The sequence below is a fragment of the Arthrobacter sp. BF1 genome (assembly GCF_056680215.1).
This window is the reverse complement of record NZ_CM155271.1, coordinates 559,907-584,986: the sequence shown is the minus strand read 5'-3', so window position 1 is coordinate 584,986 and position 25,080 is coordinate 559,907. Positions and strand designations below refer to the sequence as shown.

25 protein-coding genes are annotated in these 25,080 nt (G+C 66.5%); 21 read left to right on the top strand and 4 right to left on the bottom strand.

The window, feature by feature from the left end:
- Positions 1-2: 2 nt before the first annotated feature.
- Positions 3-1,595, top strand: coding sequence for an ABC transporter permease (locus AC1MCD_RS02810; RefSeq protein ID WP_498675677.1), 1,593 nt, complete (start codon positions 3-5; stop codon positions 1,593-1,595).
- A complete protein-coding gene (locus tag AC1MCD_RS02805) occupies positions 1,592-2,749 on the top strand; it encodes an ABC transporter ATP-binding protein (protein WP_498675675.1) in 1,158 nt (385 codons plus the stop codon). Before AC1MCD_RS02810 ends, AC1MCD_RS02805 begins: the two co-directional genes overlap by 4 nt.
- A gap of 99 nt (positions 2,750-2,848) precedes the next feature.
- Here AC1MCD_RS02805 and AC1MCD_RS02800 read toward each other — a convergent pair whose 3' ends face one another.
- Positions 2,849-3,442 (bottom strand): YdeI/OmpD-associated family protein, encoded by a 594-nt coding sequence (locus tag AC1MCD_RS02800; RefSeq protein ID WP_498675673.1) that lies wholly within the window; start codon positions 3,440-3,442, stop codon positions 2,849-2,851.
- 83 nt (positions 3,443-3,525) lie between these two features.
- Here AC1MCD_RS02800 and AC1MCD_RS02795 point away from each other — a divergent pair, with 83 nt between their 5' ends.
- The 6 genes from AC1MCD_RS02795 (at position 3,526) to AC1MCD_RS02770 (ending at position 9,006) form a co-directional block, all read left to right on the top strand.
- A complete protein-coding gene (locus AC1MCD_RS02795) occupies positions 3,526-4,257 on the top strand; it encodes a VOC family protein (protein ID WP_498675671.1) in 732 nt (243 codons plus the stop codon).
- An 82-nt stretch (positions 4,258-4,339) separates the two neighbouring features.
- Positions 4,340-4,879, top strand: coding sequence for an NUDIX hydrolase family protein (locus AC1MCD_RS02790; RefSeq protein ID WP_164202427.1), 540 nt, complete (start codon positions 4,340-4,342; stop codon positions 4,877-4,879).
- Positions 4,880-4,965: 86 nt separating this feature from the next.
- Positions 4,966-6,060, top strand: coding sequence for a DUF6707 family protein (locus AC1MCD_RS02785; protein ID WP_498675669.1), 1,095 nt, complete (start codon positions 4,966-4,968; stop codon positions 6,058-6,060).
- Between the two features lie 49 nt (positions 6,061-6,109).
- Positions 6,110-6,835, top strand: a complete 726-nt coding sequence (locus tag AC1MCD_RS02780; RefSeq protein WP_498675667.1) for an SRPBCC family protein — start codon at positions 6,110-6,112, stop codon at positions 6,833-6,835.
- 33 nt (positions 6,836-6,868) lie between these two features.
- On the top strand, positions 6,869-8,221 hold the full coding sequence (tgt, locus tag AC1MCD_RS02775; protein ID WP_498675665.1) for a tRNA guanosine(34) transglycosylase Tgt: 1,353 nt from the start codon (positions 6,869-6,871) through the stop codon (positions 8,219-8,221).
- A gap of 35 nt (positions 8,222-8,256) precedes the next feature.
- On the top strand, positions 8,257-9,006 hold the full coding sequence (locus AC1MCD_RS02770) for a dienelactone hydrolase family protein (protein ID WP_498675663.1): 750 nt from the start codon (positions 8,257-8,259) through the stop codon (positions 9,004-9,006).
- 57 nt (positions 9,007-9,063) lie between these two features.
- Here the strand turns inward: AC1MCD_RS02770 and AC1MCD_RS02765 are convergent, their stop codons facing one another.
- On the bottom strand, positions 9,064-9,822 hold the full coding sequence (locus AC1MCD_RS02765) for a queuosine precursor transporter (protein ID WP_498675660.1): 759 nt from the start codon (positions 9,820-9,822) through the stop codon (positions 9,064-9,066).
- 173 nt (positions 9,823-9,995) lie between these two features.
- Between AC1MCD_RS02765 and AC1MCD_RS02760 the strand changes: the two genes are divergently transcribed.
- Genes AC1MCD_RS02760 through AC1MCD_RS02750 form a run of 3 tightly spaced genes read left to right on the top strand, consistent with a single transcriptional unit; the run spans position 9,996 to position 11,994 of the window.
- A complete protein-coding gene (locus tag AC1MCD_RS02760) occupies positions 9,996-10,652 on the top strand; it encodes a TetR/AcrR family transcriptional regulator (RefSeq protein WP_498675658.1) in 657 nt (218 codons plus the stop codon).
- Positions 10,653-10,669: 17 nt separating this feature from the next.
- Positions 10,670-11,587: a TIGR01777 family oxidoreductase gene (locus AC1MCD_RS02755; RefSeq protein ID WP_498675655.1), complete on the top strand. Its 918-nt coding sequence runs from the start codon at positions 10,670-10,672 to the stop codon at positions 11,585-11,587.
- On the top strand, positions 11,584-11,994 hold the full coding sequence (locus AC1MCD_RS02750; protein WP_498675653.1) for a hypothetical protein: 411 nt from the start codon (positions 11,584-11,586) through the stop codon (positions 11,992-11,994). The genes AC1MCD_RS02755 and AC1MCD_RS02750 overlap by 4 nt, the downstream gene beginning before the upstream one ends.
- Positions 11,995-12,024: 30 nt before the next feature.
- Here AC1MCD_RS02750 and AC1MCD_RS02745 read toward each other — a convergent pair whose 3' ends face one another.
- A complete protein-coding gene (locus AC1MCD_RS02745) occupies positions 12,025-12,765 on the bottom strand; it encodes a FadR/GntR family transcriptional regulator (RefSeq protein WP_498678128.1) in 741 nt (246 codons plus the stop codon).
- A 204-nt stretch (positions 12,766-12,969) separates the two neighbouring features.
- On the opposite strand from AC1MCD_RS02745, the gene AC1MCD_RS02740 reads away from it, so the two are divergent.
- From AC1MCD_RS02740 to AC1MCD_RS02695, 10 genes are all read left to right on the top strand, one after another.
- The gene (locus AC1MCD_RS02740) at positions 12,970-14,334 is read left to right on the top strand and encodes an MFS transporter (protein WP_498675651.1); all 1,365 of its coding nucleotides are present in this window, start codon (positions 12,970-12,972) and stop codon (positions 14,332-14,334) included.
- Positions 14,335-14,442: 108 nt separating this feature from the next.
- Complete coding sequence (locus AC1MCD_RS02735; RefSeq protein ID WP_498675649.1) at positions 14,443-16,203, top strand: dihydroxyacetone kinase family protein; 1,761 nt, start codon at positions 14,443-14,445, stop codon at positions 16,201-16,203.
- Entirely contained in the window at positions 16,200-16,670 is a 471-nt protein-coding gene (locus AC1MCD_RS02730) for a ribose-5-phosphate isomerase (protein ID WP_498675647.1), read from the top strand. Before AC1MCD_RS02735 ends, AC1MCD_RS02730 begins: the two co-directional genes overlap by 4 nt.
- Positions 16,654-17,472 carry a triose-phosphate isomerase family protein gene (locus AC1MCD_RS02725; RefSeq protein WP_498675646.1) on the top strand — a complete coding sequence of 273 codons (819 nt, stop codon included), beginning with the start codon at positions 16,654-16,656 and terminating at the stop codon, positions 17,470-17,472. The genes AC1MCD_RS02730 and AC1MCD_RS02725 overlap by 17 nt, the downstream gene beginning before the upstream one ends.
- A complete protein-coding gene (locus tag AC1MCD_RS02720) occupies positions 17,469-18,299 on the top strand; it encodes a sugar phosphate isomerase/epimerase family protein (RefSeq protein WP_498675644.1) in 831 nt (276 codons plus the stop codon). The genes AC1MCD_RS02725 and AC1MCD_RS02720 overlap by 4 nt, the downstream gene beginning before the upstream one ends.
- A gap of 1 nt (position 18,300) precedes the next feature.
- Positions 18,301-19,161, top strand: coding sequence for a phosphogluconate dehydrogenase C-terminal domain-containing protein (locus tag AC1MCD_RS02715; RefSeq protein WP_498675643.1), 861 nt, complete (start codon positions 18,301-18,303; stop codon positions 19,159-19,161).
- A gap of 241 nt (positions 19,162-19,402) precedes the next feature.
- Complete coding sequence (locus AC1MCD_RS02710) at positions 19,403-20,389, top strand: PfkB family carbohydrate kinase (RefSeq protein WP_498675641.1); 987 nt, start codon at positions 19,403-19,405, stop codon at positions 20,387-20,389.
- A 15-nt stretch (positions 20,390-20,404) separates the two neighbouring features.
- Entirely contained in the window at positions 20,405-21,034 is a 630-nt protein-coding gene (gene eda, locus AC1MCD_RS02705; protein WP_498675639.1) for a bifunctional 4-hydroxy-2-oxoglutarate aldolase/2-dehydro-3-deoxy-phosphogluconate aldolase, read from the top strand.
- A 299-nt stretch (positions 21,035-21,333) separates the two neighbouring features.
- Positions 21,334-22,503, top strand: a complete 1,170-nt coding sequence (rsgA, locus tag AC1MCD_RS02700; protein ID WP_498675636.1) for a ribosome small subunit-dependent GTPase A — start codon at positions 21,334-21,336, stop codon at positions 22,501-22,503.
- 31 nt (positions 22,504-22,534) lie between these two features.
- On the top strand, positions 22,535-23,407 hold the full coding sequence (locus AC1MCD_RS02695; RefSeq protein ID WP_498675634.1) for a hydroxymethylpyrimidine/phosphomethylpyrimidine kinase: 873 nt from the start codon (positions 22,535-22,537) through the stop codon (positions 23,405-23,407).
- A 188-nt stretch (positions 23,408-23,595) separates the two neighbouring features.
- Here the strand turns inward: AC1MCD_RS02695 and AC1MCD_RS02690 are convergent, their stop codons facing one another.
- Positions 23,596-24,876 carry a serpin family protein gene (locus tag AC1MCD_RS02690; RefSeq protein ID WP_498678126.1) on the bottom strand — a complete coding sequence of 427 codons (1,281 nt, stop codon included), beginning with the start codon at positions 24,874-24,876 and terminating at the stop codon, positions 23,596-23,598.
- Positions 24,877-25,080: the final 204 nt, after the last annotated feature.

The following is a 25,080-nucleotide window of genomic DNA, read 5'->3' as shown; positions in this document are numbered from 1 at the left end:
CTGTGACTTCTGATCTATCGGCTCCCCCGAAAGCGGGGGGCACGACGACGGCGGGCCGGGGCAAGCGCCCCCGCCCGCCTCTCGGCGTTTCCACGGTGTCCATCCTGGCCGTCCTGATCGCCATGTTCTCCCTGATCCCGCTCGGGTACGTCGTCTACATGACGGCCGCAACCGGGTGGGACACCGCCGTCGAACTCATCTTCCGGCCACGGGTAGGCGAGCTGCTGCTCAATACGATCCTGCTGATGCTGATCACGGTCCCGCTCTGCATCATCCTCGGCGTTGGCGGTGCCTGGCTGGTGGAACGGACGCGGCTGGGTGGCCACAGGATCTGGGCGGTGCTGTTGGCAGCGCCGCTGGCCATTCCCGCGTTTGTGAACAGCTACGCCTGGGTATCGGCCGTGCCGTCCCTGGAAGGGCTTGGCTCCGGCGTCTTGATCGCCACGCTCTCCTACTTCCCGCTGGTCTACATCCCCGCGGCGGCCACGCTCAGCCGGCTGGATCCCGCCATCGAACAGTCCGCGGCGGCGTTGGGGCTGGGCAACTGGCGGGTCTTCTTCCGGGTGGTGCTCCCGCAGTTGCGCATCGCAATGACCGGCGGCGCACTGCTGGTGGCCCTGCACCTGCTGGCCGAATACGGCGCCTTCGCGATGATCCGCTTCGACACCTTCACCACGGCGATCATGATCCAGTACCAGTCCACCTTTAACGGTACGGCGGGCAACATGCTGGCCAGCGTGCTGGTGTTCTTTTGCCTGATCCTGCTGGTGGTGGAGGTCCGCGGCCGCGGCAGCGCCCGCTATGCCCGGATTGGCTCCGGCGCACAGGCCAAAGCCTTGCGCCTGCCCCTGCACGTCTACCAGTTGCCCGCCCAGCTCGCCCTCCTTGCCCTGACGGCGCTGGCTTTCGGTCTTCCGCTGTTCCTGGTCCTGCGGTGGGTAGCCGCGGGAGGTCCGGCGGTCTGGGCTGCGCACGAGTTCCTCCCCGCACTGCTGGCCACCCTGGGCTACGGCCTGGCAGGCGCCGTGGTGACCACCGTAGTGGCCTTTCCGATGGCCTTCCTGGCGGTGCGGCACCCCAGCTGGTTCAGCAAGTCTTTGGAACTCTCCAACTACGTCACCAGCTCCCTGCCGGGAATTGTGGTGGGCCTGGCGTTTGTCACGGTCAGCATCCGGTTGGTCCCCGGCATCTACCAGAGCGCCGGGGTGCTGGTGGCCGCCTACGTCCTGCTGTTCCTGCCGCGCGCGCTGGTAAACCTGCGCGCCGGTTTGTCCCAGGCCCCGAAGGAACTCGATGAAGCCGCGCAGGCCTTGGGCAAACCGCCGCTTCAGTCCTTCATCCGGGTGACGCTGCGGCTCACCGCCCCCGCCGCGGCCGGCGGCGCTGCGCTGGTGTTCCTGGCCATCGCCAACGAGCTGACGGCCACCCTCCTGCTCTCGCCCAACGGGACCCGGACGCTGGCCACCGAATTCTGGAGCAAGAGCAGCGAAATCGACTACGCCGGCGCGGCACCGTACGCCCTGCTGATGATCCTGCTCTCCGCCCCCATGACCTACCTCCTCTTCCAGCAGTCCAAGAAAGTGGCCGGACAGTGACCGAACAATCCCCCTCCCGCCTACCGGAACCGCGGATCGCGCCGTCCGTGGAGCCTTCCACCAACAGCCACCTGCAGATTACGGATGTCACCAAGAATTTTGGTTCCCAGGCTGTGCTGAAGGGCGTCAACCTGTCCGTGGCCAAGGGCGGCACCACCGCCATCGTGGGTCCTTCCGGCTCAGGCAAAACCACGCTGCTGCGGCTCATCGCGGGCTTCGAACACCCCGCCACAGGCAGCATCTCGCTGAACGGCATCAAGGTGGCGGGCGACGGCGTCTGGCTCCCCGCCCATAAGCGCCACGTCGGGTATGTTGCCCAGGACGGCGCCCTCTTCCCGCACCTCACGGTGGGCCAGAACGTGGCCTTCGGCCTGGACCCGGCCAAGCTGGCCGGCGGCCGGCAGGCAGTGGCCGGGCGGATCAGTGAACTGCTCGAGATGGTGTCCCTGGATCCGGCCATGGCCAAACGGCGCCCGCACCAACTTTCCGGCGGCCAGCAGCAGCGTGTTGCGCTGGCCCGGGCGCTGGCCCGTGAACCCGAACTGATGCTCCTGGACGAGCCGTTCTCCGCCCTGGATGCAGGCCTCCGGGTGGCGACGCGCCGGGCGGTGGCCAAAGTGCTGAGCGAAGCCGGCGTCACCACCATCCTGGTCACCCACGACCAGGCAGAAGCGCTGTCCTTCGCGGACCAGGTGGCTGTGATGCGCGGCGGCAAACTGGCCCAGATCGGCAACCCGTTTGTGGTGTACACCCGCCCCGCCGACCGCGCCACGGCCGAATTCCTGGGCGACGCCGTCATCCTCGACGCGTGGATGGAAGGGTCCCTGGCCACGTGCTCACTGGGCGGCATCCCCGTCCGCCGGCCGCCGTCCCAGGGACGCGTGCAGCTCATGTTGCGGCCCGAACAGATCCGCATCGCCGAGGATGGACCCATCCGCGGCGTGGTGGTGGACACCGACTACTTCGGCCCCGAAACCACCGTCCGGCTCAAACTCGCCGTGCCCCCGGAGCTGGCTGATGGCAGCGACCACCGCTACCCCGGTGGCGGCGAGGTCATCACCATCCGGCACTGGAACGCCTCCATCGCCCGGCCGGGCATGGAGCTCTGCCTGCGGGTGGTTGGCGAAGCGGTCGCGTTCCCCATGGAGGACTGACCCCAACTAGGTAGCACTAACTGTCGTTTTGAGCCCTGAAAACGACAGTTAGCGCGACTTACTTGGGCAGGGCGGCCTACTTGGGCGGGGCGGCAGGGCTCAGGCGGGCTTCCTCTTCTGCGGGTACGGCGTCTCGCCGCGGGCCAGCATTTCGACAAAACCGGCAATCTTCCGCTCCCGCATGGCTGCCTGTTTCACCGAATTCGTCCTATAGATCAGGGCATACCGGTTCACGGACGTGAGGACGTCAAACATGGCCTGAGCCGCCGGGACGGCGGCGATCGCCGCGGCCAGATCCGGCGGGACCTCTGCGGTTGCCTGCCCGCCATAGGCTTTCTCCCAGCGGCCGTCTGCCTTGGCACTTTCGACGGCGGCACGCCCCGCATCGGTCATCTTGCCTTCGGCTTCCAGCCGGGCAACATGCCCAACATTCCGTGCTGACCAGGGACTCTTGGGGGTGCGGCGGGTCATGCGCTGGCTGTAGCTCCCGGCGTCGCGCTTGATGACCTGGCCGTCAATCCACCCGAAGCAGAGCGCCTCATCGAGCGCGGCGTCGTAGTCGAGCCCGGTGACACCGCCGCCCTTCTTGTGGAGGACCAGCCACACCCCCGGGCTGTCGCGGTGGTTGGCTTCCAGCCACGTCCGCCACGCGGCCGCATCCGGCACCAGCAATTCCTCAAGTTCAATCGCCATGGCCCTATTCTGCACGGTGCCAGTGGTTTCAAGAGGTGGCATGATGGCGGTAGTTGCGCTGTCCCGGATTCGAGGAGAAACCCATGCTGCGTGTCAGGCCCGTCCATTTCACCTCCCGCCCGGAAAAGTGGGAAGAACTCCTGGTCGCCTTGGGCCTGGCAAAGACAGTTGATCAGGGCCCGTGGCGGGAGTTCGACGCCGGCTCCGGTCGGCTCGCCCTGCACACCACTGCGGAGGGGCCGGAGGACGGCACCACAGCCCTGGGCGTCGAGGTGGGCGACCTAACCGAGTTTGCCCGGCGCACCGGCCTGGCTGCGGAGGAGTCCGGGAAGACCACCGCGGAACTCATCACTGCGGACCACGGCGAGTCGTGCCGCATCACCGGCGTTGACGGCTTCAGCTTCCTGGCGGACAAGGCCGCCCACGGTGCGAACTGCGCTGACGCAGACCCTGCCCTAACGGTCGTCGGCGTCTGGTTCACCACCGATCCCGGCGCGGCCGCCATGACGCTGCAGGACATCGGTGCCAGGTTCCGTCCGGTTCCGGACGCCGATGAAACGGCGGACTTTACCGCGAAGAACGGCGGCGTGCTGATGGTCCGCCCTGCATCGGGCGGCCCCCGCTCAGGCCTGGGATTTGAGTACGACGGCGATCTTGGCGCCTTACGCGCCCGGCTCACGGCGGCGGGCATTGAGGTCACCGAAACGGAGGAGGCCTTCGGCCGGACCCTGCACGTGGCCAACCCGGACGCCCCCGGATCCGCCCAGCATGCCCCTCCTACTCTCTGGATCTCGCATAAGCCAGCTGACCGGTGACATCCCGGCGCCAAACGCGCCGGTTTACGCTGAGAGCTCACCCCTCGCCGGCCGGCACGTGTCGATGGGGTAGAACTTAACCATGAATGTTCGCACTCCTGACCCCAATCCCGGCTGGCTCTCCGAGGAAGACCTCTTCGAGGCCCGCGGGAGGCTTCCCATGATCTACGTGGAGGCCGTTCCGGTCAGGCTGGATCCCCTGGGGTTCGTGAACGAGGTTGGCACGCTGCTGCAGGCCGATGAAGACGGCAACATGATCCGGTCGCTGGTGTCCGGCCGGGTGATCTACCGGGAGACCATCCGTGGCGCGCTTCTGCGCCACATGGAGAAGGACCTGGGCCCGCTCGCGTTTCCGCAGCTCCCCATCAGCCCGGTGCCCTTCACGGTGGCCGAATACTTCCCCGCTCCGTCCCACACCGGCTTCACCGACGACCGCCAACACGCCGTGTCCTTGGCCTACGTCATCCCCGTGACAGGCGAATGCGAGCCCCGCCAGGACGCCTTGGAACTGACCTGGATGACCCCCGAGGAAGTGCTCAGCCCCGGCGTGCAGCTCGAATTCAGCGGCGGCCGCGGCGCCCTGGTCCGGCAGGCGCTGGCCTTTGCCGGAGTGGGCTTCTGACGCCCGCGGGATCCCCGGCGTCCCGGACTTGGCGCGCCCTGCTTTGTAGACTGTAGGGCGGACCGCAAGAGAATTTAAGGACCCACATGACCGAAACCCCAGCCGCACGACACTACAGCGAACAGCAGGCTGGATCTCTGACTTCCGGCGATCAGCTCCTCCTGCCCGATGGTTGGCGCACCGCCGAAATCCAGCGTGTGGAACTTGAGTCAGACGATTTTGGCGCGCCTGCCCTGGTCCTGGCAAACCTGACCGGCGGCGGCACCATCCGCATCGCGGCCGGCTCCACTGTCAGGATTCTGGACACCTCCGTCAGCAATGTCGCCGTTGAGGCGGCGGCCGACGGCGTCACCCTGCTTCCGGCGGCAGCGCAAGGTCCCGGAGGGGAAAGAACCTCAGCGGAAGCGCCCGGAGGCGCGGTGACTGACGAGGACACGCAAACGCACGGCGAGGAACAGCCCGGAAAGCAGCCCCCGGTAGCCGGGGAGGCCGCACCTGCAGCACCCGCCGTCGTCGTACCTCCCCAGCCTGCCATCCCGCCCGCGGTGAGTGGCCCCTCTGCGGGGGAGCTCGCGCGTATTCCGGAGCCGCAGGGCACCCCGGAGGCTGTGGTGGAGGCTGCCGCAGAAGCCCACCCGGACGCCGTGGGGGTGCTGCTGCTGGCGGACAAGCTGGCCAAGGGAATCAACTTCAAGTCCGGCAGCTGCCTGAAGGACCTCAGCGACCTCGCCCACGAACTGTTTGTCACACTCAAGGACCCTGAGGGCGCGCTGGCGGTAGCGGACCTGCTCAACGTCCTGCCGTTCGACGGCAACCCGGGCCGGTGGGCTTCGGTGGAGGCCTCCCTCGCACTGTCCAGCTACATCTGCCGTGAGGACCGGCAGGAAGACCGCGCCGAGGTCTACGAAAAGCTGCTGCGTACGCCGGAGAACCAGGAAACGGACCCCTTCAAGGCGCGCATGAACGCCAAAGTGCGCCAGCGTTCCCTGAACGAACCCAACCTGTACGACAAAGAGATTTTCCGCTCGATCGATAACTCCAACCACGAGGCCGAGCGGGAGTGGCGGCTGCTGCGCCTGGAGTCGCTGCTCTTCCTGCGTGCCCACGGCGGGTCCGAAACGATCGGCATCGGCGAACTGCAGCGCCGCATCAGCAACGAACTCGAAGCCGTCCGCGCCTGAACCAAATGCCCCCTAGCCCGGGGCTGCGCCGGCGCTGTACATTCGGGCTATGACGAACAATCTGAGCGTGGTCGTTAATGCTGATGCGCCGCAGGTCTGGATCATGCTGCGCGAACCCGCCAAGGTGGCCCAGTGGCACGGCTGGGAGGCTGACGAGCTGGAGGCCGAAATCAACCAGATCTACTTCGGCAAAGGCGTCGTCGAGGCCCCGGACCATACGAGCCTGACCACTAACGGCGGAGACGTCTTTGACCTCAAGCCGGTGTCCGGCGGGACGTTGGTCAGTGTCACCCGGTCGGCCCTGGACCACAATTCCGAGTGGGCCGCGTGGGACGAGGACATCACCCAGGGCTGGCTGACGTTCCTCCAGCAGTTGCGGTTCGCACTGGAACACCACCCGCACGGCAACCGGCGCACCCTGTTCTTCGAAGTCCCGGGCGGATCGGGTTCCGCGATCGAGAAGCTGGGGCTGTCCGATGTTCCCAAGCCCGGCGAACCGTACCAGCTGACGCTGGCCACCGGCGAGGAGCTCGCCGGCAAGGTCTGGTACCGCAGCAACCACCAGGTGGGGCTCACCGTCCACGGCTACGCCGAGCACGGGGACGGCCTGCTGATCGTGGCGGACCAGCCTGTCATCGAGGAGATCAGGCCCGACGGCGGCGCCATAGTGATTGCCTCGACCTATGACCTCGGTGCCCACAAACTGGACTCCATCCGCTCGTCGTGGGACGGCTGGCGGACTGAGAACTACCCCACACAGAAGGCGGCCCGCTGAGGGTTCGGCGCTCTTTGCTGGCACACTGGAACCGTGCCAGCCAACCCCGCCTTCGCCCTGCCCGCTGACTCCAAGCCCGCTGACTCCGTGGCCGCCACCGCTGGCGCAGCCTTTAGGGGTCAGTCCGCCGCAACTCAGTCCCAGTTCTCCTTCACCGTAGGCACCCGCCTGGCCGAAAGCTGTGCGCCGACGGCCGCCCAGCTCGCTGAGAACGGCGGCGAGTTCCTGGGCCGCACCGGCACCATCACCACCCCGCACGGCGAGATCCGCACCCCGGCCTTCATCGCCGTCGGAACCAAAGCCACCGTCAAGTCGGTGCTGCCCGAATCCATGGCGGAGCTCGGGGCGCAGGCGCTGCTGGCCAACGCCTACCACCTGTACCTCCAGCCGGGCGCGGACATCCTGGACGAGGCCGGCGGACTGGGCGCGTTTATGAACTGGTCCGGGCCCACGTTCACGGACTCCGGCGGATTCCAGGTGATGAGCCTGGGGTCCGGGTTCAAAAAGGTGATCGATATGAAATCGGTGGACCAGTCCGGCCCCGACGACGCCGTGGCCCCCGGCAAGGAACGCCTGGCCCACATTGACGACGACGGCGTCTGGTTCAAGTCCCACCTCAACGGCGACCGCCACCGGTTCTCCCCCGAAATCTCCATGCAGGTCCAGCACCAGATCGGCGCGGACATCATGTTCGCCTTCGACGAGCTGACCACCCTGCAGAACTCCCGCGGCTACCAGGAGGAATCGCTGGAACGGACGCGGCTCTGGGCGCTGCGGTGCCTGGACGAGCACTTCCGGCTGACCGCTTCCCGGGAGGGAAAGCCTTACCAGGCCCTGTTCGGCGTCATCCAGGGCGCCCAGTATGAGGACCTCCGCCGAAAAGCATGCCAGGACCTCGGCGCAATGAACTTCGACGGCTACGGCATCGGCGGGGCGCTGGAGAAGGAGAACCTGGGCACGATTGTTCGCTGGTGCAACGAGGAACTGCCGGAGGACAAGCCACGGCACCTCCTGGGCATCTCCGAGCCGGACGACATCTTCACCGCGATCGAGAACGGCGCTGACACCTTCGACTGTGTCTCCCCCACCCGGGTGGCCCGGAACTCCGCGTTTTACACGCCCACCGGCCGGTACAACCTCTCCGGCGCCAAGTACAAGCGCGACTTCGGTCCGCTGCAGGACGGCTGCGACTGCTACGCGTGCGCCAACTACTCGCGCGCCTACATCCACCATTTGTTCAAGGCCAAGGAGATGCTCTCCGCCACGCTGATCTCCATCCACAACGAACGCTTTGTGGTGAAGATGGTGGACGATGCCCGGCTGGCCATCGAGGCCGGCACCTTCTTCGAGTTCAAGGCCGAGACCCTGGCGCAGTACTACTCCTGAGCGCTGTTCCCGGTTGCCTCGGCTATCCTGACCAAATGCTCATTGAGATCCCGGCCGCAGCAGGCCCCGCCGAAGCCCTCGTCGCCCGCCCGTCCACCGGTACCGGCCCGTTCCCGGGCGTCATCCTGTACATGGACGCCTTCGGCCTGCGTCCGCGCATCGAGGACATGGCGCAGCGCATCGCCGACTGGGGCTACGTGGTCCTGGCGCCGAACGTTTTCTACCGGGACGGGACCGCGGCGGAACTCGCACCGGGCCTGGACATGACCACTCCGGAGGGCCGCGCCGCCGCCGGCAAGGCAGCGTTCCCGCGGGTTGGGCACCTCACCACTGACAAGGCGCTGCCGGACATTGATGCGTGGGTTGAGGCACTGGCAGCGCTCGACGGCGTCGCGGCGGGTCCGATCGGCACCTTCGGCTACTGCATGGGCGCCCGGCTCGCGGTGCGTACCGCCACCGCCCACCCGGAGGTGGTGGCCGCGTGCGGCGGCTTCCACGGCGGCGGGCTCGCGAGCGACGCCCCGGACAGCCCGCACCTGGGACTCTCCAACGCGAAGGCACGGTTCGTTTTCGGCCATGCCGACCACGACCAGAGCATGGATCCGGCCGCCGTCGCCCGCTTGGGGGCTGCGCTCGATGCTGCAGGGCTGGAGGCTTCCAACGGGGTCTATGCCGGAGCACCGCACGGCTACACGATGGCGGACACTTCCATGTTCCACGCCGAGGCCACAGAACGGCACTTCACCGAACTCCGCGCACTCCTCGACGGGACGCTGAAGGGCTAACGCCGCACCCCATCAGTTGCTCCCCGATGCGGCTAAAAGTACGACGCCGGGCGGCAGCTACGCGGCGCCGGTCACCGCGGCGTCCGTCACGTCAGCGCTCGGGACGCCGTAGCTCGGTTCGCGCCTCTTGATCCAGCCGATCACCAGGGACGTCACGGGAACAAACAGGAACTCCACGAGGGTCTTGTAGACAAAGCCGACCACCACGTAGTTCACAAACATGCCGAAGTCGGTGATGCCGATGACGGAGGCGGCGATGCTGCAGAAGATCAGGGTGTCCACGAACTCGCCAGCGCCCGAGGAACCCATCAGCCGTGCCCACAGGGACTTCTCCCCGGAACGGGCTTTCATCTTCACCAGGATCCAGGAGTTGATGGTCTGACCGGCCAGAAACGCCAGAAGTGACGCCAGGACAATCTGCGGAACCGGGCCCAGGGCACCCTCCAGGGCCGCCTGCTTGCTTGCGCCGAACTCGTCGTCGAAGCCGGGCAGGGCGATGATCACCCAGTAGCAGATTGAGGCGAACACGGAGAGTGCGAACGTGGTGAAAATGGCCTTGCGTGCCACCTTGAAGCCATAAACCTCGCTGATGACATCGCCCAGGATGTAGGCCAGCGGGAAAAGGAAGAAGCCGCCGTCGGTAATGATCGGGCCGATCGCCACCCCCTTGGCCGCACCAATGTTGGAGAGGATCAGCACCACGGCCATAAAGGCCAGCATGATGCCGAAGTACGGCGAGCCGATGGATGCGTATTTCGCGGCCGTGTGCGCGGGGTTCGCGGCGGGCAGGGCGTGCGGTCCGGAGGGGGAAGGCATGGGTGTCCGTTCATAGTGGTTCGCTCGGGTTTCCGCGGCACCTGAAGATTGTGCGGAACCGGCTGTATTAGCACTGTCACGCCATTCTCCCATCCGGAACAGACCCCGGGGGTTTTGAACACGTTCAGTTCCCGGTACACTTATTTCTGAACGCGTTCAAAACGAGGAATTAAGTGGCAGTCAAGAGCGAGCAGACCCGGCAGCATCTGGCGGATGTGGCATTGCGCATGTTCCGTGAGATTGGTTTCGAGAAAACCACCATGCGGGCCATCGCGGCCGAGGCCGGTGTCTCGGTGGGCAACGCGTACTACTACTTCGCCTCCAAGGACGACCTGGTCCAGGAGCTCTACGTCCAGGTGCAGGCCGAGCATGCGGCCAAGGCGGACGAGGCCCTCGAAGGCCTGAAGGACCTGGGCAGCAGGCTGAAGGCCACACTGCACGCCGGCCTGGACGTCATGGCGCCCTACCATCGTTTCGGCGCCGACTTCGTGGCCACAGCCATCCGGCCGACATCGCCCGTGAACCCTTTCGCGGGCGAATCGACGGCGGCCCGTGAAGCCTCGCTGAGCATCTTCCGGGCGGCGGTGGAAGGCGCCAGTCCGCCTGCGCCGAAGAAGCTGCGCGCAGATCTGCCGGAACTGCTGTGGCTGGGCTACATGGGGATCGCGTTGTTCTGGGTGTACGACACCTCGGAAGGCCAGCTCCGCACCCGGAAACTCGTGGACGGAGCCGTCCCGCTGATCGCCCGGGGACTCTCGCTCGCAAAGATTCCCGGCGTCAATAAGGTGCTGGACGATGTCCTCAGCCTGAGCCGCAGTATCCGCAACTGAACATCATGGGGGAACAAATGACCAAAACACACACCGTGGTCCTCGCCGGGGCTTCGGGCTTTATCGGCAGGTACCTCCGTGCGCGCTTCGAGCGGGACGGCTGGGCGGTGCGCACCATCGGCCGCCGAGTTACGACAGGCACGGCGACGGCGGCAGGCTGGAACGACGACGGCGCCCTTACCCGGGTGCTTGACGGCACCGATCTCCTGGTGAACCTCGCCGGACGGTCGGTCCACTGCAGCTACAACGCGCGGAACAAAGCGGCCATCCTCGATTCCCGCGTTGCCACCACCTCGGCGCTTGGCCGCGCCCTGGCACACTGCGAGGCGCCGCCGTCGTCCTGGCTCAACGCCAGCACCGGCACCATCTACAGGCATGCGGACGACCGGCCCCAAACAGAGTCCGACGGCGAACTCGGCAGCGGGTTTTCCGTGGACGTGGCGCGCGCCTGGGAAGCCGCACTGGCCGCGGCGGACACACCACGCACACGAAAAATTCCGCTGCGGATCGCCATTGTCCTGGGCCCGGGCGGCGGCGCATTGCGGCCAATTGCCACGCTGGCGCGGTTTGGCCTGGGCGGGCACATGGGTCGCGGCAACCAGAAGTTCAGCTGGATCCATGTGGAAGACCTATACCGTGCCGTCCGCTTCCTGCACGCACGGACTGACATTTCCGGCCCGGTGAATGTTGCGTCCCCTGATGTGGTGGACAACCGTGAACTGATGCACATGGTCCGGCGGGCCTATGGTGCCAGGCTGGGCATTCCCACACCAGCTTGGCTACTTCGTCTGGGTGCGGTCCTGATCCGTACCGAAACCGAACTGGTATTGAAGAGCCGGTGGGTGCAGCCGCAGAAGCTGATCGACGCCGGGTTCATCTTCCGGCAGCCCGAGTTGGGGCGCGCGCTGCTCACGATTGCCAAGGGAAGACCGTGAAACGTGTGCACCGCGTGACGTTCGGACCCGGAGCGTTCCTTCTGGGCGCCGGGATCACCGTGGCGCTCTTTGGTGTTCCGCTCGGGGCGACAGGCTACGTTTTCGGAACCGCCGCGGCGCTCCTTCTCGGTATGCCACTCGCCCTCGCCACCGGAATCCTGATGCGGCCAGTCCGTGACCAGTTGCAGCATGTTGTGGCCATCGCCGGGGCAGGGCTGGTCACCGGTTTCTGCACACTTCTGTTCCTGACAGGTGGCAGCTGGTCCAGCATGTGGGGTTTGATCCCCTGGACCGGCGCCTGCGCCGCCGTCGGACGCCTGGCGGTGTTCCGCCTCGTGACCACGCATGACGGCGTGGAGCCCGAGCTCGTGATTCGCGATTCAACGGCGGCCAACACCCGGCCGTAAGCCGGCGGCATGAGGCAACCTCGGCGGAAGCTACTGCGAGGCGTCAAAGCCTATGAGCAGCCGGCGCGAGGCAGTCTCCATGTGGGACCGCATGGATGCTGTGACCGCCGAAGAATCCCGAGCCTCCAAGGCGGCGTGAATTTCTGCGTGCTCCTTCAGGGCGGCGGCCGCATGCCCCTCGTCAGTCAGCGCCCGGTCCACCCAGATTCGCAGCAGCGAGCGGATGCTCTGCAACAGTTCCTGCAGCACCTGGTTTCCGGAGGCCTCGGCTATTTCACGGTGGAAGGCTGCGTCGGCCTCCACAAAGAGGGCCAAGTCGTCAAGGTTGTCGGCCATCGTGGCCAGGTTGCCCTTCATCCTATCCAGCGCCTCGTCCGTTATCCGCTCCGCGGCGAGCTGCGCGGCCTGAACCTCCAGCCCGCTGCGCAGTTCCACCAGTTCGCGGGTCCTGGGGGCGCCGAGCATCATCCCCCAGCTCAACGTGCGGGGCAACAGTTCCGAGATTCCGTCGCGCAAGTAGGTTCCGGAGCCCGGCCGGACCACGACAATGCCGAGGATCTCAAGGGCGGCGAGGGCCTCCCGCACCGCCGACCGGCCCACTCCCAGGGACGCGGCCAGCTGGCGTTCCGCCGGAAGCCTCGTTCCGGGCGCGATGTCTCCGCTGGTGAAGTACGCAAGCAGGCGCTCAGCCACTTCCGTCACGACGGAGCCTTGGCCCACAGAGCCGAGCGCTTCGCTGATCTTGGCCGCAGACAGGGCGGAGGGGTTCATGGACACACCCCAAGCGTAACAACGGATGCCGGCCTGTCCTCCGCGAAAACCAGAAGATGTCAACCGGTTGACCAATTTAGGTTTCGGTCTTATGGTGGAACTCACACGCTTTAGCCGCCGGTTGGTGCACGGATCCTTCCCGGCCTGAGAAATGCCCCCGACTTCCAGAGCCGGATACCGGGGATTCAACATCTAGGAGTCAACGTGGACACCACACAATCGGTGGTCGAAAAATCTGCAATCAGGAAAGTGGCGATCCGGCTTGTCCCGTTCGTCGCCCTGATGTTCTTCATCAACTATCTGGACCGGACCGCCATCTCATTTGCGGGCCCCAACGGCATGAACAACGACCTGGCCCTCTCGGCAGCCCAGTTCGGCTTCGCGTCCGGCGTCTTCTTCATCGGCTACATCCTGCTTGAGATTCCCAGCAACCTGGCCCTGCACAAGTTCGGTGCCCGCCGCTGGCTCGCCCGCATCATGGTCAGCTGGGGCATCGTCTCCCTGCTGTTCACGTGGGTTGGCAACGTGGAGCAGCTCTACATCCTCCGGTTCATCCTGGGTGTGGCTGAGGCCGGCTTCTTCCCCGGCGCCATCCTGTTCCTTAGCCTCTGGGTGCCCTCCCGCCACCGCAGCAAGATCCTTGCCCTGTTCTACCTGGCCCAGCCGCTGACCACCGTGATCGGCGCCCCGCTGGCTGGCCTCCTCATCCAGCAGCATGGCCTCTTCGGCCTGGAAGGCTGGCGTGTGATGTTCTTCGGCGTCGCCATCCCTGCCATCCTCATCGGTGTCATCGCCTGGTTCTACCTGGCAGACTCCCCCGCCAAGGCCAAGTGGCTGACCCAGGACGAGAAGACCTGGCTGACCGGTGCCCTTGAAAAGGAAAAGAAGGAAACCGCTGCCAGCAACAAGCACGTCAGTGTCCGCACCGTGTTCGGCAACGGCCGCGTGTGGATGCTCTCCGCAATTTACTTCGGCTTCATCTATGGCCTGTACGCGCTTGGCTTCTTCCTGCCCACCATCATCGCGGGCTTCGAAGGCATCTACGGAGCCAAGTTCGATGTCTTCCAGAAGGGCCTGATCACCGCTATCCCGTACCTGCCGGCCGCCTTCGCCCTCTACTTCTGGTCCAAGGATGCCACCAAGCGTGGCGTCAAGACCTGGCACATTGCCCTCCCAGCCCTCATCGGCGGCCTGAGCATCCCGCTGGCCCTGTTCGCAGGCTCCCCGGCGGCCACCATTGCCGTCATCACCATCACTGCAATGTCGATCTTCGCGGCTCTGCCCAACTTCTGGACGGTACCCACACAGTTCCTCACCGGCGCCGCAGCAGCCGCAGGCATCGCCCTGATCAACACGGTGGGCAACCTCGCAGGCTTCAGCGCCGGCTACGTCACTGGCTGGCTCAAGGACTGGACCGGCAGCTACACCGTCCCCATGTTCGTCGTCGGAGGGTTCATGCTCCTGTCCTGCCTCCTCATGGTGGTGCTGAGCCGTTCCGGCAAGGTGAGCGAAGGTGTACCGGCCGAGGCGCTAGACCCCTCCGGAGCCGGACACCACGCCGAACCGTAGGCAACACACCGCAACAGACCCGGTGGCGTCTCCCTCACCCGGGGACGCCACCGCCCCAACCCGCACGCCGACTCACGACTTCCCCCATTTAGGCCCAGGAGCTTCCCCATGACCCGCCTGTTCAACGAACCCGCAGCCTTCGCTGACGAAATGATTGAAGGCTTTGTCGCCTCCCACGGACGCTGGGTCAGGCGCGTTTCCGGCGGCGTTGTCCGCAACACCAAGAGCACGCCAGAGACGGTGGCACTGGTGATCGGCGGCGGCTCCGGCCACTACCCTGCGTTCGCCGGGTTGGTGGGCCAGGGCCTGGCCCACGGTGCAGCAATGGGCAACCTGTTCGCTTCCCCCTCAGCCCAGCAGGTCTACAACGTGGCCAAGGCGTCCAACAACGGGGCAGGGGTGCTGCTGGGCTATGGCAATTACGCCGGCGACGTCCTGCACTTCAACCAGGCCCAGGACCGTCTCCGCAGGGAAGGCATTGACTGTCGCAGCATCGCCGTCACTGACGACGTCTCCTCCGCACCGCCGGCCGAACGCGTCAAGCGCCGCGGCATTGCCGGGGACCTGACCGTCTTCAAAGTCGCCGCCGCTGCAGCCGAAGCAGGCTACTCCATGGACGCGGTAGTCGAGATCGCAGAACGGGCCAATGACCGCACCCGCTCGTTCGGCGTCGCTTTCACTGGCTGCACCCTGCCGGGTGCCGACCACCCACTGTTCACCGTCCCCGAGGGCCGGATGGCCGTGGGCATGGGCATCCATGGCGAACCCGGCATCAACGAAACGGACATCCCGACGGCGGATGAGCTCGCCGAACTGCTCGTGGCCAAGCTCCTCACCGAAGTCCCGGAGGGCCTTGAGTCGCCGGGCGACACCAACAAACGCGCCCGCGTGGTCCCGATCCTCAACGGCCTCGGCAGTGTGAAATACGAAGAGCTCTTCGTCGTTTACCGCCGGGTCGCCCAGCTCCTCGACGAAGCGGGCTTGGAAGCAGTAGACCCGCAGGTGGGAGAACTGGTCACAAGCTTTGACATGGCCGGTACGTCCCTCACCCTGTTCTGGCTGGACGACGAGCTCGAGACCCTCTGGCACGCCCCCGCCGACGCCCCGGCATTCCGCCGCGGCGCGGTGACCGCCACCGCACTGGAGGCAGGCGATGCCCCTGAAGAGGCCGACGTCGAACTTTTCATCCCGGACGCCACCACCGAATCCCGCGCCGGCGCCGCACAAATCCTGACCGCGCTGCGCGCGGCGAAGGCAGTAGTGGATGCCAACGCCGACGAGCTGGGCCGCATCGACGCGATCGCCGGCGACGGCGACCACGGCATTGGCATGGAGCGCGGAGTCGGCGCCGCCGTCGACGCGGCAACAGACGCCGTCGGACGTGGCGCCGGTGCCGCAACCACCCTGTACATCGCCGGGGATGCCTGGGCGGACAAAGCAGGCGGCACCTCCGGAGCACTCTGGGGAATGGCCCTGCGTGCCATCGGTGATGCACTCGGCAACACCTACCGGCCCGACGCCAACGCCGTTGCCACCGGTGTAGCCCAGGCGGCCGCCGCGATCATGGATTTCGGCAAGGCCAAACCAGGCGACAAGACCCTGGTGGACGTCCTGGTTCCGTTCCGGGACGCCCTGACCTCCGAAGTGGTCGCCGGGAAACCCCTCACCGAAGCCTGGGGAACAGCAGCCGTAAAGGCCCAGCAGTCCGCCGACGCCACGGCCCAGCTGCTCCCGCTGATGGGCCGGGCACGCCCGCACGCCGAAAAGAGCCTCGGCACCCCCGACGCCGGAGCCGTTTCCATGGCGCTGATCATCCAGGCAATCCACAACACCCTCGTCGAGAACACCACCCTGAAGGAGAAAGCATGAGCGCCAAACTGCGCCTGATCGTCGGTTCCGACGACGCCGGCTTCGAGTACAAGGAAGCCCTGAAGTCGGATTTGGAGGCCTCCGACCTGGTCGAGTCCGTCCAGGACGTCGGGGTGGATGCGGCCAGCCACACACCGTACCCGTCCATTGCCATCGCCGCTGCCGAACTGATCGCCGCCGGCAAGGCCGACCGCGCCCTGCTGGTCTGCGGGACCGGCCTCGGCGTGGCCATCGCAGCCAACAAGGTTCCCGGCATCCGGGCCGTTACCGCGCATGACAGCTACTCGGTTGAACGCTCCATCCTGAGCAACAACGTCCAGATTCTCACGTTCGGCCAACGCGTCGTTGGCCTGGAGCTCGCCCGCCGGCTCGCCAAAGAGTGGCTCACCTACACGTTCGACGAAACCTCCGCCTCCGCCGAAAAAGTCACCCTGATTAAGGACTATGAAGGTGTCACTTCCTGCTAAAAGCTCCGACCCTCAGCGCCCCCGTGCGGTGATCGGCGTGAGCCTGAAGATGTACTTCGGCTACCAGCGCTCGGTGGATTACTGCCGCGACGTGGCAGCCATCGCGTTCGCGCACCCGGCGGTCCAGTCCGGCGACATCGAACTCTTCGTCCTGCCCACCCTCCCGGTGCTGCCCGAAGCCGCCCGCATCCTGGGAACGGCGGGAGCAGCATCCGGCGCCCAGGATATCTTCTGGGAAGACGAAGGCCCTTTCACCGGTGAGGTCGGCGGCAGGACCGTGGCCGAGCTTGGCGGACGGTACGTCGAGGTGGGCCACGCAGAACGCCGCCGGATCTTCGGCGAGGATGACAGGGTCATCGGACTGAAGACGGCCGCCGCCTACCGCAACGGCCTCACCCCCGTCCTGTGCGTCGGGGAACTGCAGCAGGGCTCGGTGGAGGAGGCCATCGCCCGTTGCTCCGCGGAAATCGACGCCGCCCTCAACCGGGCCCAGTCGCTGGGACCCGCCGGCAGGACCATCGTGGCCTACGAGCCGCAGTGGGCCATCGGCGCCCCGGAACCCGCCACACCCGAGTACATCAGCGCCGTCATCACCGGGCTGGACGCGCACCTGCGCGCCCTCCCCGGCCAGGCGGACAGCCGGGTCATCTACGGCGGCAGCGCCGGGCCCGGGCTGATCACCGCGTTGGACTCCGCCGTCGCCGGCCTCTTCCTGGGCCGTTTCGCGCACGATCCCCAGGCCCTGAAGACCATCCTGGACGAGACCGCGGCACGGCTTGCCGGGAAGCGGGTGACGGTATGAGCACCCCCGGGCAGGGCAGGATCGGAGCGGGTTCAAGAATTGGATTGAGCAGCTACGCCTTCTTCTGGCAGCTATCGGACAAAGTCTCGGAACCGCTGAGCATCCACCATGCGCTCGAGCGGACCGCGGAACTCGGCGTGGACCTCTTCCAGGTCTGCGACTACGCGCCGCTCGAAACCATGACGGACTCCGAGCTGGAAGCCGTCCGGGCCACCGCGGACCGGCTGGGGATCTTCCTTGAGCTCGGCACCAAGGGCATCCGTCCGGAGCACCTGCGCAAGTTCCTGCACATCGCCGGCATCCTGGGCTCACCCCTGCTGCGGACCATGTTCAACGTCCCGGGCCACACCCCGACAGCGGAGGAAGCGGTGGGGATCTTCAAGGAAATCCTGCCGGAGTTCGAAGCCGCCGGCGTGAAGATCGCGGTGGAAACCTATGAACAGGTGCCCACCGCCCGGATCCTGGACGTGATCCGCGGGGTGGACAGCCCGTACCTCGGCATCTGCAGCGACCCGGCCAACACGGTCGCCGCGCTGGAGATGCCGCGTGAGGTGATTGACGCCGTCGCACCCTACGTCCTGAACATGCACATCAAGGACTTCGCCTTCACCCGAAAGGACGGGTGGGTCGGCTTCACGTACGCCGGTGCACCCCTAGGCGAAGGCCTGCTCGACTACGAGTACATGGTCAGCAAATTCCAGCCCCACCAAAAAAATATCAACCAGATCGTCGAACACTGGCTGCCTTGGCAGGACACCGAGGCGGAAACCATCCGGCTCGAAAACCAGTGGACCCAGCACAGCATCGAATTCCTAAGGAGCAAGTGAAATGTCAGCAGAAAATTTGACCGTCGCCGTTATCGGAGCCGGTGGCAAGATGGGAATGCGCGTTTCCCGGAACCTCCAGAAGAGCGCCCACACCGTCTTCTACAGCGAAAACTCCCCCGCCGGCCAGGAACGCATCCAGGCTGAAGGCCGCGATATCACCGCCACTGACGATGCAGTCAAGGGCGCGGACGTGGTCATCCTCGCCGTTCCGGACACTGTCCTGGGCGTCGTGTCCGAGGGCGTCGTCCCCCAGATGAAGGCCGGGGCCATCCTGCTGACCCTGGACCCCGCCGCTGCGTACGCCGGCCTGCTGGCAAAGCGCGACGACGTCGTCCAGGCAGTTGCCCACCCCTGCCACCCGTCCGTATTCCTGGAACGCACCACCAAGGAGGAATGGGCCGACACCTTCGGCGGCGAAGGCGCTCCCCAGAACGTGGTAGCGGCCATCGACGACGACGCTTCCGAGGAGACCAAGGCAGCCGCCGAGGCCGTTATCCGGGTCATCTATGCCCCCGTCATCGACGTCCACTGGGTCACCGTCAAGCAGCTCGCCATCCTCGAGCCCACGCTGGTGGAAACCGTGGCCTGCATGATCGGCACCCTCCTGAGCGAGGCCCTGCATGAGACCGTGCACACCGCCGGCGTTCCGGAAGAAGCCGCGAAGGCCATGCTGTTCGGCCACGTCCAGATCGCCCTCACCAACGCCCTGCGCGGCTCCAACCCGTTCTCCGAGGCGTGCGAAATCGCCATCCAGTACGGCAAGGACACCATCATCAAGGACGACTGGAAGAAGATCTTCGACGACTCCGAGCTGGACGGTGTCATCGCCAAGATGCTCAAGCTGGACGCCGTCAAGCGCTGACCTGCGGACGGGAGGCAGCGCTGAGCGTCGCTGCCTCCCGCCCCGTTCTGCAGTCATCCGCGAGGACTGAACCGCCGGAGCCCGGCAACGAGATGTGCAAGTTGCCCACTTCAACGACGGCCACATGCGTCTGGGTGACGCACCGGGCATCGGCGTAGAGTTCAACGAGGAAGCCGCCGCTTCCCTTGGACCTCAAATATCTGCCGATCAACCGGCGGCTCGACGGATCGGTGCATGACTGGTGAACAACGCAACCCTAAAACCTGCTGCGGCGTTTGACGTCGTGGTGATGGGCGAGATCCTCGTTGAGGTGGCCACCGACGTCGCGTTCGCGCACGGCGTGCCCGCGCAGCTTGGCATTTCCGGGGATGCCCTCAACGTTGCCGCCGCTGCGGCGGCGGCCGGCGCCCGTGTTGGCCTGCTGTCAGTCCTGACCGACGACGACCTCGGCAAGGCCATCGCCGCACGGGTTGTTGAGCTCGGCATTTCCCCCGCCCTGCTGAGATTCCGGGCCGGCCAGCAAGGCGTCTACCTGGTGCACTGCGACCCCAACGGGCAGCGCGAGTTCTCCTACGCCCGCACGGGCAGCGTCGGATCCAGTTTGGGCCCGGACGACGTCGACCCTGCAGTGTTTTCGGCTGCCGCGGCCGTGGTGGCTAGCGGCGTCGCGTGCGCCATTTCGCCATCCTCCCGGGCGGCGGTGGTGAAGGCCGCCGGGCTGGCCCAGCGTTTTGTGTTCGATCCGAATTTCCGCCCCCGGCTCACCTCCGAGGAGGACGCGACGGCGGCACTCCTCGAGCTCGCACCGCGCACCTTCCTGGTGACGCCGTCGTTTCCCGGCGAAACCTCCGCCCTCCTGGGCTGCACCACAGCGGCCGATGCCGCGGCGAAGCTTCGCGGCCTCGGCGCCGTCAACGTGGCCGTGACATGCGGAGCAGAAGGGATCCAGCTCGAAGGCGAAGGCCAGGACAGCATGTGGATCGACTCCATTCCTGCCCCCGCGGTGGTTGACCGGACCGGGGCCGGCGACGCGTTCGTGGGCACCCTGACCGCCCGGATGGTGCTGGGCGACACCCTTCCCGCGGCTGCCCGGTATGGTGCGGCGGCGGCGTCGCTGGTAGTGGGAGGCAAGGGCGGCACGGGCCTCATTCCCACCCTGGAGCAGACCCGCGCCCACGCAGGAATAACTGGTACCGCATCATCGACACCGACCGGCTGGACGGCCTGAGAAAAGAGATCACCCATGGCTGACGCAACCAGCGTCCTGCACGTTTCCCCCGTTATTCCCGTAGTCACCATCGCCGACCCGCGGCATGCGGTTCCCGTGGCCAGGTCGCTGGCCGACGGCGGGGTGCGGATCATCGAGCTCACGCTGCGGACCGATAGCGCACTCGAATCGCTGAAGCGCATCGCCAACGAGGTCCCGGACATCCTGGTGGGCGCCGGCACCATCCTCACACCCGCCCAGGCCCACGCCGCGGTGGGAGCCGGCGCGCAGTTCCTGGTGAGCCCCGGCGTGACGCCGGCCCTGCTCGACCACATGCTGGCCCTTGGCGTCCCGATCCTGCCCGGCGTGGCCACCGTGGGCGAGGTGATGGCCCTCCTGGAACGGGGCATCACGGCCATGAAGTTCTTCCCGGCAGGCCCTGCCGGCGGCCCGGACTATCTCGCCGCCATCGGAGCACCCATCCCGCAGGTGCAGTTCTGCCCCACGGGCGGCGTCAGTTTGAACTCCGCGCCCGGGTACCTGAAGCTGGCCAATGTCTCCTGCGTGGGTGGCAGCTGGCTCACCCCGCGCGCAGCCCTGGAAGGCAGCGACTGGGCGCAGATCACCAGGCTCGCACGCGAAGCTGCCGGGCTCAGCCGGGGCTAGCTCAACGGATGCGGCGCGGCCGGCCGGTAACGCACCGCACCGCAAAAAGCCATAGCGAAAGCCTCGGGCGGAAGCTAGAGTGGGAGCCGGTCCGGTCTTCACGTAGACGGACCAGAGCCGGGAGGGAGGTGTTTTTGATGATTGCCATTGCCGTGCGCCTTCGGCGCCTCGAAACCATCAAAATAACCACCCCCGTCTCCCGCTTCCGTACCGCATAGGGCACTGCCCGCGGAATGCCGCACCCTTGGGCCTTGCCCGGGAGTGGCCGGTGCCAGGAGACTCCTTCCCGAGGTATCACAGTGAAAAATTCTTCAGGCCCCGGCCTGGCCAGTCCTGTTACGTCCACGTCCGGCAGCGCCGGCCCAACCCTTTACGGCTACAACGCCGTGGTCGCACGGCACTTCACCGAAAACCCCTTACCTGTCTGTGGCGCGGATAATCACTGCGAGCCCGGCCGCTTGGTGCGGGTTGACCGCAGCCTGGTCCTGGTTGCCGTGGGCGCGGAACTCCTGCACCTTCCCTACCCGCTGGATGCCGGCGTGCCGGTGACGGGCGACTGGGTTTGGATAGGACCGAACCGCGCGGGTGACCGGCAGATTCTCGGCATACTGCCCAGGCGTTCGGAGCTCAGCCGGAAGCGCGCCTTCGAGGACTCGTCCGCCGCTCAGGTCCTGGCGGCCAACATGGACGTGATCGGCGTGGTGGTTCCGGTCGACCGCCCGCTCACGCACAACCGTCTCGAACGGACACTCGTCGCCGCCTGGGATTCAGGCGCCGTTCCCCTGTTGATTATCACGAAAGCCGACCTGGCGAACGTGGCGGACGACGTCGTCGGGGAGGTCATCCTGCAGGCAGCAGGAGTCGACGTGGTCACCACCTCCGCGGAGAACGGGGACGGGATCGATAACCTGTTGGCCCATCTGCCGCCGCGCAGCACGCTTGTCCTATTGGGGCCCTCCGGCGCAGGTAAATCCACCTTGATCAACGCCATTGTTGGCCACAACGTACAGCACACCGGCGACGTCCGCTCCGGTGACTTCAGGGGCAAACACACCACCACCTCCCGGGAGCTTGTCCCGCTGGCTGACGGCACCGTCCTCATGGACACTCCCGGAGTCCGCGGGTTCGGGCTTTTCGACGCCGACGACGGAATGGAGCAGATGTTCGGGGACGTGGAGGAGCTCGCCGGCCTCTGCCGGTTTTCCGATTGCGCCCATCAGCAGGAACCCGGGTGCGCCGTGCAGGCCGCCCTCTCTGACGGCACACTCGAGGACCGCCGCTGGAACAACTACCGGAAGCTCCACCGCGAATTGGCCGCGCTGGCCCGCCGCAAGGATGCCGCGGCCAGCCACGCCTACCAGCGTGAGTGGCACCAAAAGGTGGTCGGCGGAGGGAAATCCCAGCGTTCTGCAGAGCGTGCCAGATCAGAGCGGGAGGAGGAACAGCGGTCAAAGCGACGGCGGCGCTGAGCGACCCGGCGCCGGATGGCAGGATGGAACCATGACTCTTGCTTCAACCGCCGCCCAGTCCCCCGCCGCTGCTCCCGCCGTCGTCCTGACGATCGCGGGATCCGAAGCCACTGGCGGCGCCGGCGCCCAGGCCGACCTGAAGACGTTCCAGGAACTGGGAGTTTTCGGCATCGCCAACCTGACCTGCATCGTCTCCTTCGACCCGAAGGACAGCTGGAACCACCGGTTTGTGCCGGTGGACCAGCAGGTGATCGCGGACCAACTGGAGGCCACGACGGCGGCATACGGTGCCGCCGCCGTGGCACCTTCAGTGGCGGGCAGGCCCGTTCTGGACACCGTCAAGGTCGGCATGCTGGGCAGCCCCGCCACCATCGGCACCGTGGCAGCCGCCCTGCAGGCGGGCGCGTTCCGCAACGTGGTGCTGGACCCGGTGCTGATCTGCAAGGGCCAGGAGCCGGGCCATGCCCTGGACACTGACCAGGCTTTGAAGGCGCACATCCTGCCGCTTGCCACGTTCGTCACGCCCAACCACTTCGAAGCGGAATCTCTGTCCGGCCTGGTGATCACCGACGTCGAATCCCTGAAAGCCGCGGCCATCCGCATCCATGAGCTCAGCGGCGCCGCGGTGCTCGCCAAGGGCGGGGTGCGGCTGGCTGGCCCGGACGCCGTCGACGTCTACTACGACGGCGAGACCCTCGAGGTCCTCAGCGCACCGAAGGTGGGCGACGTGGCCGTTTCGGGCGCCGGCTGTTCGCTGGCCGCGGCAGTGACTGCCGAGCTGGCCAAGGGCGCCACCCCGCTGGAGGCTGCCCGGACCGCCAAGGACTTCGTCACCGCCGGGATCCGCAACAGGGTCGCCTCCGGCGCCCCGTTCGATGCCCTGTGGCAGGGCGGCCCCCGCTAACTCCCCCTCCTCACCCCAGCCTGACCTGCCCCCGGACGCTCTCTCACTTAATGCGGGGTTTTCAATGACGCTCTCTCACTTTCTTAGGGAAAGTGAGAGAGCGTCGTCGGTTTTCCTGCATTAAGTGAGAGAGCGTCCGGAGCAAACGGACGACGGCGGGCCGTTCCGCACCGTGCCGCACAGCGCCGCTACCGCGGGTCGGCGACCGTTCCCATAAACAGGGGCAGGCCGGTCTCCACGTGCACGATCTGGTAATGGAACGGCCGGTCGAAGTCGATGGTCCGCTCGGGCTGCGGCGGGGCGCTGGTGGCCATGCCGTTGATCTGGGTTACCGCGGCCGCGATGGTGCCCTTTTCGGCCACCGTGATGTTGGCTGCCTGGGCGGCCTGGGTGATCATCATTTGCGGCTGGATGTTGTTGAAGTCCTCCGTGGTGCCGAGCATCTTCTCCAGGCCCAGCGATTCGAAGACCTTGCGCAGGTCAAAACTGCTCCTGTGGTCCCACCGCGGCAGCTGGATCTGCACTGATGCGGGCCGGGCGGTATCAAAGGTGTCGGCGATTTCCGCGAGCTTGTGCGCGCCGAAGGCCGCAGAGGCGGGGCGGGGCGCGGCACCGGCAGTGTCTTCGGGCAGGACCAGCCGCATCACGAAACCGTCGGCATAGGGAAGGTCCACGCCCCGCCAGCCAGCACCTTCCGCATACTTCATCTGGAGTTCGTTATGCATGGCCGGCACGTCGATTTCCTCACCGGCGGCTGTTGTGAAGGCCAGGTCAGAGGTGTCGTTCGGGTCGAACGGTGCACGCCAGGCGGCGGCAAAGTACAGGGAATTGAGCAGGCTGAACGTGTTGTCCGGATCGTACTGTGCGGGGGCTTCCTTGATCCGGCCGCCGGTGTTCCGGTTCACCCAGGCATCAATGGCGGGCTTTGTTACGCCCTCATCGCTGAAATCCACGGGATACACGCCGGTGCCATGGTGCCGGGCCAAGGTATCCAGAAAGGGCTTCCCGGTGGGCACGTCCTTGTCCACGAACAGGCCGTTGGCAGCGTGCATGACCGGCTTTCGCGGCGGGTTGTCCTCGTCCACGGCGCCGGGATCACCGTCGAACATGTCAAGCGAGCGGAGAACCGCGTTCATGGCCTCATCGCGCTTCTCCGCGGGGAATCGCAGGACGCTGTCCAGCTCAGCCGCCGTCGCGCCGGACGCTCCCGCCCGCAGCATGGCCAGGGCAATCAGCAGGCTCCCGGGCGAGGACACCACGTTCCCGTTGGAGCCGTCGCCGCCGTCGGTCAGCATCGCCTCGCCGAGGACGAAGGAGGAAGCCCGGAAGGAGCGCACTTCAGCGGCGTAGGCCGCACGGTCCACCGAAACCCGTTCGACGCCGTCGGCCGTAAGCAGTTCCGGCGGGACCGGGACCGGGGCAGGGGCCGCGCACCCGGCCACTGCCAGGACCGCTCCGAGCGCCATCATCCGCTGTAAACGAAACACTTCAATTGCCTCCCGGGGCGCACAAAGGCGAATATCCGCCTTCTCCCAGTCAAACAGCGACGGCGGCGCGAGGCGATGCCGGCAGGGTCACGCTTTGCACTCGATTTGGTCTCGCGTTTTGCTCCCGCGCGGCGGGCCGGGACGGACCCGGCGCCAGAGCGGACCGGGCGCCGGGACTCGCCGAGC

Excerpts from the sequence above, each read along its gene's own strand:
- AC1MCD_RS02800 (WP_498675673.1), bottom strand. The coding sequence starts at position 3,442 with ATGGCGATTGAACTTGAGGAATTGCTGGTGCCGGATGCGGCCGCGTGG.
- AC1MCD_RS02795 (WP_498675671.1), top strand. The coding sequence starts at position 3,526 with ATGCTGCGTGTCAGGCCCGTCCATTTCACCTCCCGCCCGGAAAAGTGG.
- AC1MCD_RS02790 (WP_164202427.1), top strand. The coding sequence starts at position 4,340 with ATGAATGTTCGCACTCCTGACCCCAATCCCGGCTGGCTCTCCGAGGAA.
- AC1MCD_RS02785 (WP_498675669.1), top strand. The coding sequence starts at position 4,966 with ATGACCGAAACCCCAGCCGCACGACACTACAGCGAACAGCAGGCTGGA.
- AC1MCD_RS02780 (WP_498675667.1), top strand. The coding sequence starts at position 6,110 with ATGACGAACAATCTGAGCGTGGTCGTTAATGCTGATGCGCCGCAGGTC.
- AC1MCD_RS02770 (WP_498675663.1), top strand. The coding sequence starts at position 8,257 with ATGCTCATTGAGATCCCGGCCGCAGCAGGCCCCGCCGAAGCCCTCGTC.
- AC1MCD_RS02765 (WP_498675660.1), bottom strand. The coding sequence starts at position 9,822 with ATGCCTTCCCCCTCCGGACCGCACGCCCTGCCCGCCGCGAACCCCGCG.
- AC1MCD_RS02755 (WP_498675655.1), top strand. The coding sequence starts at position 10,670 with ATGACCAAAACACACACCGTGGTCCTCGCCGGGGCTTCGGGCTTTATC.
- AC1MCD_RS02745 (WP_498678128.1), bottom strand. The coding sequence starts at position 12,765 with ATGAACCCCTCCGCCCTGTCTGCGGCCAAGATCAGCGAAGCGCTCGGC.
- AC1MCD_RS02735 (WP_498675649.1), top strand. The coding sequence starts at position 14,443 with ATGACCCGCCTGTTCAACGAACCCGCAGCCTTCGCTGACGAAATGATT.
- AC1MCD_RS02730 (WP_498675647.1), top strand. The coding sequence starts at position 16,200 with ATGAGCGCCAAACTGCGCCTGATCGTCGGTTCCGACGACGCCGGCTTC.
- AC1MCD_RS02720 (WP_498675644.1), top strand. The coding sequence starts at position 17,469 with ATGAGCACCCCCGGGCAGGGCAGGATCGGAGCGGGTTCAAGAATTGGA.
- AC1MCD_RS02715 (WP_498675643.1), top strand. The coding sequence starts at position 18,301 with ATGTCAGCAGAAAATTTGACCGTCGCCGTTATCGGAGCCGGTGGCAAG.
- eda (WP_498675639.1), top strand. The coding sequence starts at position 20,405 with ATGGCTGACGCAACCAGCGTCCTGCACGTTTCCCCCGTTATTCCCGTA.
- AC1MCD_RS02695 (WP_498675634.1), top strand. The coding sequence starts at position 22,535 with ATGACTCTTGCTTCAACCGCCGCCCAGTCCCCCGCCGCTGCTCCCGCC.
- AC1MCD_RS02690 (WP_498678126.1), bottom strand. The coding sequence starts at position 24,876 with ATGATGGCGCTCGGAGCGGTCCTGGCAGTGGCCGGGTGCGCGGCCCCT.